The 6,452-nt window shown below is 39.8% G+C and carries 7 protein-coding genes; 1 reads left to right on the top strand and 6 read right to left on the bottom strand.

The features are described from left to right. Positions 1-279: 279 nt before the first annotated feature. From FD37_RS02315 to FD37_RS02285, 6 genes are all read right to left on the bottom strand, one after another. On the bottom strand, positions 280-1,527 hold the full coding sequence (locus tag FD37_RS02315) for a site-specific integrase (protein ID WP_056963153.1): 1,248 nt from the start codon (positions 1,525-1,527) through the stop codon (positions 280-282). 83 nt (positions 1,528-1,610) lie between these two features. Beyond that, positions 1,611-1,847 (bottom strand): hypothetical protein, encoded by a 237-nt coding sequence (locus tag FD37_RS02310; RefSeq protein WP_056963151.1) that lies wholly within the window; start codon positions 1,845-1,847, stop codon positions 1,611-1,613. Continuing rightward, on the bottom strand, positions 1,844-2,092 hold the full coding sequence (locus FD37_RS02305; protein ID WP_056963149.1) for a hypothetical protein: 249 nt from the start codon (positions 2,090-2,092) through the stop codon (positions 1,844-1,846). The genes FD37_RS02310 and FD37_RS02305 overlap by 4 nt, the downstream gene beginning before the upstream one ends. A 79-nt stretch (positions 2,093-2,171) precedes the next feature. Further along, the gene (locus FD37_RS02300) at positions 2,172-3,287 is read right to left on the bottom strand and encodes a rolling circle replication-associated protein (protein ID WP_056963147.1); all 1,116 of its coding nucleotides are present in this window, start codon (positions 3,285-3,287) and stop codon (positions 2,172-2,174) included. A 118-nt stretch (positions 3,288-3,405) separates the two neighbouring features. Further along, on the bottom strand, positions 3,406-4,230 hold the full coding sequence (locus FD37_RS02295) for an FtsK/SpoIIIE domain-containing protein (RefSeq protein ID WP_056963145.1): 825 nt from the start codon (positions 4,228-4,230) through the stop codon (positions 3,406-3,408). A 741-nt stretch (positions 4,231-4,971) separates the two neighbouring features. Then, on the bottom strand, positions 4,972-5,409 hold the full coding sequence (locus tag FD37_RS02285) for a hypothetical protein (RefSeq protein ID WP_056963141.1): 438 nt from the start codon (positions 5,407-5,409) through the stop codon (positions 4,972-4,974). A 209-nt stretch (positions 5,410-5,618) separates the two neighbouring features. On the opposite strand from FD37_RS02285, the gene FD37_RS02280 reads away from it, so the two are divergent. Next, the gene (locus tag FD37_RS02280; RefSeq protein ID WP_056963139.1) at positions 5,619-6,251 is read left to right on the top strand and encodes a hypothetical protein; all 633 of its coding nucleotides are present in this window, start codon (positions 5,619-5,621) and stop codon (positions 6,249-6,251) included. Positions 6,252-6,452 lie beyond the last annotated feature (201 nt).

Here is a 6,452-nt window from a genome sequence, read left to right as displayed (position 1 = left end):
CTTCTTGCTTAATTTACGTCATTAAATTCGTTCAAGTTATTTCTTGCAATCTGCCAAATATAAAAATACGTAAAATAAAAAGCCCGTCATACCGGGCTTTTAGTCAATTTGAATTGCCATGATATCTCTACTCTAGTGACAAGAGTACAAGTCAACCATTGAATGGTACTCATAGCTTTTTCTCCTTGATATATCAACGTTTCTAGCACGTTGCTTTTTGTAAAACACGATTTTGTGCCCAATTTGTGCCATATGGCCATTCCAAATTGGGCACAAGATTTAATTCATACCAATTTTTTCAGCAAAATTACTGATGACTTGAACAGATTTTGTTTGAGACGTTGTCAACTGATGGGTATATCCGGCAGTCGTTTCTTCCTTTACATGGCCCACTCGTTCTTGAACCTCCGGTAAGGGAACCGATGGGTCACTCCGAAGAATAGAGATATGAATATGGCGAAAACTGTGAGGAACAACATTCTTAGTCCATTTGAATCCATATTTCTGCTCACAATTATCGAATAACCACTCATTAATTCGAGTTAGAAGTGCACGATAGTTATGTGAAGTGATAGGTGAACCATATTCGGTTCTAAAGATTGACTTGGAAAAACGAAATTCATCACTCGGAGACTCCCTATGCGCCTGATCCACTAGTCTATTCCATTGAATACACCTTTTCAAGGCATTAACAGCGAATTTCGGTAAGTCCTCTGTTCGTTCACCAGCTGATGTCTTGGGTGTATCTAAATAGTATTCATCAACTCGTAAATCATGAGATTGAAGAGAGCTTTTTATTGTGACCGTTCCTTTCTCAAAATCAACATCATCACTAGCCAACGCACCAGCTTCTCCAATTCTACAGCCTGTTCCAATCAAGAAAAGAGTCAGCTCAAAATATGCAGGGTTTCTCCGGTTCTGCAATTCCGTTAATAAAGCCTTAATTTCACGTTCGTCTAAAAACTTCTTTTCCAAGCGCTCCTTTTTACCAACTTTATCGGCAACGGATGATTTTAACCTAACAGCTTGCGCTGGCGAAAACGGAAGGCCACAGTAGAGGACTGCATAATCAAAAATCTTGTTTAACGTTGACTTAATATGTTGCATAGTCGAGAAAGATGACTTATATTTCTCACGATAGTCGTCTAAACAATTTTTGATTAATAATGAAGTGATTTTAGTAACCAAAGTACTCTGATCAATTATCATTGATAGTCTTGCAATGACCATTTCCTCTCGTTTGACCGTTTGAGGTTTTACCGTTTTTTTCCAGCTCTCAAACCAATCATGCTTTAGCTCCCCGAATGTGTAAGACTTAAGCCGTTCTTTTTGTCCATCTTCTAAACCGTTGATAGCAGCCGCTATCTTATCGTCTAATTCTCGACGGGCTTGAGCCTTTGCACGTGACGTACCAGACTTAAAAGAAACAGTTGCTCGCTTCCGCTTACCCGTTAATGGATCAACAAAGCTCTCAATCGCAATATATGAGACAGTGCCATCAGCCTTTTTTCTTTTTTCAAAATGCATAATTTTATCCCTTCTCATAAATAACTCTAAAGAAAAAGATAAAACAGAATTTATCGACAATTCTATTTTACCATTTTTCAATGCTATTTAAGATACTTGTGCTGCTTCCAATACAAGAAATCTTCAAAGGTTTGAAAATTAATCCAAACCAGTTTATGTGTTGGATTAATGACGCCCTTACGAAACTCTTTGTTACTACGCATCTCAGCGAGCCACCGATTTAACGTATAAATAGTAAGCCCATCATATCTTTTGAGAATGGAGGCTTTATTCCCCCATTGTGCTTCGGCATTTTCAGCTGGGACATACTTAACTATCATTTATAGTTCCCTCCCCATTGGTTGGGCCTCCCTAATAAATATAGCGAGTATTCATCCATGTCATATGTTGAATTTTCAAGACCTTCGCTCACAACATTTAGTATATGGGTAATTTGATCAACGTCCAATTTATCCATAGCAGTAACTTTCATGGCTTCATCGAGCAACATAGTCGCGTATTGCACTACAATTGCAGCCATTTCTTCCAAATTTCTAGCAGTCACATTATCTTCCTTGTCACTCATTTTATATCTTCCCTTCGGATGATATGGGCTGGTATAATTATGTACTAGTCCATATCATCTTTTTTGATTTGGTCTAACTTTATTGGGGAGCATCGGGATGATTGGTAGTCGACCGATGCTCTTTTTTTGCGACATCAATAATGCCAACTTGTCGGTGTAAAATATGAGACTCTCCTTGATCATCTATAAACGCTTCAGACTTATGCATAATCTCTGCACCATTCTGCAAAAGTCTAAATGTTGGCCGAGCCTTTTCTAACTGATCCTGCTTTTTCTCATCCAGCAATTTGCTACGCTTTCCTTTCAAGAGATACTCTTTTTTAGGATTTTTAAGTCCCTTACTCGACAAGTAGGCCTTAGCATTGGTGCCTTGTTGCTCATACGGTGCTGCCTCATCATCCTTAGTCATATACTTCGCCATATAACTAACGGCTCTTTGTGGGCCATTATATACGGGATAAAAGTCAGTGAATCCGTAACGCCATCTTGGAAGTAATAACTTAGGTACTGATTTCCCCTGTTCATCAAGAACATTTTTATGGTTTGAATTAGTTAAGAAGAGGGCCTTCCCTTTAGGGGTATAAACTTGTTTAAAAACGGTTGAGGGGGGGAAGTATAAAAGCGCATGCCAATGAATTCTACCTTGTTTGGAGCCATATTCTGCAATGGCCATGTACTTGAAGTCCCCTTGACTCCTTTTTACTGACTTACGCCACTGCATAAAGGCTTCTTTGGCCTCTTGATAGGTATACGCTGCAGTGGGGGCAACTTCAGGAGAAAAGGTTAGGGTGGCCCAGTGGGTCCAAGCATTAGCTAATGCCTTATCAATGAAAGCCTTCCGCTTCCTGATTTTTCGCGCATGAACTAAATCTTCATACTCCTCATCACTAAGCACTCGAGAAATTGCAGGCTTTCCTGTCACCTCATGGAAAATTGTTATCCTTTTTCCATCGGTTGAAGTTTTTCTTTTATACCCTTCCTTCAACTTATAGGGCGTAATCTCCTTCGTTTTGTTGTACGCTTTTAACTCAATGCTTTTCTCAAAGAGCTTAATGGCCTCATCATAGCGAACAGTTTTACCAAGTAGTGGTGTCCAATAGGTAAGCCATACATCTTCGGGTTCTAACTCCTTTCCAGAAGAAATGTCATATCTGGGAGCGACTTCATCACCACGTGAATCGTAATATTTAGGCACACTTGTCACCTCCATTCGTTCTTTTTGAATTTTTGTTCCAAACACCCTCTTATTATCAAGTAGAGCCGCCTTCGGCGGCTCAAGATTGGCGGCTGGTGCCTGCGGCCCTCGCCGCCAATCAATTAGTTGGTGGCGAATCATTTTTTATACGGTCAGTCAGAACTTCATTAGGAGTGCACCCATTAAAGGTGATAAAAGGTGTCTCAAAGGGGCGCGCATGTACCCACCCCAGTCCATCAAGCATGATAATACCTGATCCAACGACTGAAAAATCCACTAGTGGCAGTTGTTCCGCCACCAGATTCATCATGTTATACTCCTGTGGCGTTTGCCGCCCTAAAAGTACCTTCATACTTAGGTTTGAGCGCACTGTAGAGTCATCAAGAAGCTTTGCATCAAAGTGTTGAGCAGAGATAACCAAGTGGATGGAAGATTGACGCGCAACTAAAATGAGTTCGGTTATTGCGTCTAAGATTTCTTGAGTACTGTCCTCTTTCAACTTTGACCAACTCTTAATCTTAGCATTGGCGCGATTAGCAATTTTATTCTTCCGATCGCCTTTTTTTGCGTTTATCATAATTGCGGCCAACTCATCGATGAAGCAGAAAATCGGGTCAAAACCAATATCTACGGCTGTTACGTTTCCCAGATTTTTAGACTTAATAGCGGAAATCCGATCATGCATTTTTGTCACTAACAGTTTAAAGACATTTACCACTTCCTCAGTTGACTGAGCAACATGGACTGAAGTCAGATTGGACAAATCTCCTCCCTTACCGTCCAAAACATAAATTTCACTAGTCATTTTTGCTGCTTCTAAAAGAAGATAGTAAATAAATTGCGTTTTCCCAGCCCCAGTTTTTCCGGTAATCGCCGCATGAGGCTGCTTTTCAAGATTCCAAGCCAAAACATCATTTAGCGGGATTAGACTATTCTCTTTCATATATAATTCGCAGCCTTTCTGGTCTTTTTGTGTAGCGATAACTTGTGTATGCTGGTGTAGTCACAGGTTCCTCGAGTACGTACGTGTTTTTGGGAAAAAGTACTTCGGATAGTCGATGGATAATTTCCGTCTGTGTCCCAATGGAAACCTTTCCTTCCCAATAGAAGACAAAAATAAAGCAATCTTTGCGCTGGTTATAGCAGTACTTTACTGTTGGGAAAAGCAGTTTATCACTGATTGTCACAGACTTGGCATAAACCTCAAATAGCTGATTTATTCGCCATCGATATATGCCAAGCCCTCCAAAGAAGGGCCAAAAATTACCTATAATGCTTAAGCTCCAAAATGCGCATTCTACTAACGTAATCGAAGATGGCTTCCAATCTCTTAGCCATGTGACTATAACTATCAATGTGCCTAGCAGTAGGTCAACGGCCATTAAGTCACCCAAAAATCTGGCATTAGAGAACCTTTTATGGAAAGTATGCCACTTCACTTGACGTACCGCCTCAGTTCATACCGTATCTGCCGAAGATAGTAGGCATCGAAGTGAGTCCCATGCCGGATGACTTTTTTAGCAGTTCGCTTACTACTAATCAACCCAAGCTCTCTTTCAAGAGTCATACCGTTAAGCACCCACCATCTTTCAGAACGGTAACTCCTTATAGCAGAACTAAGATGATCGAGAATTTCTCTTTTTAGCTCATAAGATCTGAGCCAAACTTTACATGTAATCAGCATTTACTTACTCTCCTTTCGTGAAAAGGCCTGAATCGGATCAAGCACCAGTTTGAGTCCATTCCATCCACCGCTTCGTCCAAAGGCTACCCACCGTAAAGCAAGCGACGCATTGGCCGTAGATAAAATTTTGCCCACAAGCTTATCGGACTGTCCAGTAAGCTTTTTCACCATTTCTGGGTCTTGAATTTCAGCAAAAATGGCCGGCATATCGGAAAGTGAAACTCCGACTCGCTCAGCAACCGCGACTACTTTTGTGTCAAGAACTGACAAGGCAATTTTTTCAACCGTCTCCGTCCGCTCCCCATCCACGTACCGGTTCTTTTCCGACGTGGAGATTACCTGTACTTGTGCTGGAATATCTAGATTACTGCTACCAGCATCAAAGCGCATAAGGCCCACTTTTCCCGAAACTAAATTCAATTCTTCCTTTTTTTCCATGATAGTTCTACCTCCAAATTTTTTTATCTAGCAGCTTTGCTTTGCTGTTGATAAGTAAAAGATAGCATGCTATACTGCGATAAGCAATACCATAAAGATACAAATAAACAGGAAACTTTTTAGAAACAAAACGCTTTAAAATCAGCGATAATAATCGATTCTTATTAAAGGTATCTAAATAAACAGACAAAAATCAGGAGGCGTATATTATGGCCAGAGAAAAACTAGCAAAAGTAAAAATTGATGGAAAAACGTATTATACAAGCAGGTACTTTGTCGATCAGATAGAAGTCAGTTTTAAAACTGCTCGCCGGTTTCTCAAGGACTTTCCTGTGGTGAAAGGATCTACAAATCCACGGTTATATACATGGAGAACGATGCAGCATGCCTGTGCTATGTACCTTCACGATCATCCATCTCTACAACTGGAAGATGTTAAGGAAGGAGTTCATACGGAAACGATTGTAGGGCAAAAACGATATGAAAGCGAAATTGTCAATATCGACCAAAAGCGTGCTAATACCGAAGATGCATTTAATGATGAGGTCGCACTGAAATACTTAAATGACGGAATGCCTAATCCTTCTAAACATGAACAAATGATTAAGGATATCGTACGTTCGCGAGAAAAAGAAGAATTTTCAAAAATGACGTTAAAACTGCTACTAGCAATTAATGGGTACTCTTTTGATTTTGATCAGTATGAAAAGGACCTTTATACAGACATCAAAGCAGAAGAAAATCGTCCTACAGATGCTTCTCGAAGCTCTAAGCATCTCATTGCCCGAGAACGCCTAGATAATCCTACCGAGTATCTTTCTACTATTGTTAAACCAAAATAAATAAACCCGCTATCAGTGATCAATAACAAGTTTCCAAATATATTTATATTGGCTTTAATAATCAAAATATATATTTATTATTGATCAAATTAATCATCCCGATTCTATATTGACTAGATTAAATAATGAATATATATTAAGGATGTGGGTAACCTGCGTAATGCAGGATTTTCCCAGTTATGATTCTTCCCTCGCGTATGC

This window comes from Levilactobacillus spicheri DSM 15429 (genome assembly GCF_001435095.1).
Lineage (GTDB): Bacteria > Bacillota > Bacilli > Lactobacillales > Lactobacillaceae > Levilactobacillus > Levilactobacillus spicheri.
The sequence above is the reverse complement of the archived record's forward strand: the minus strand, read 5'-3'. Positions and strand labels throughout refer to the sequence as shown.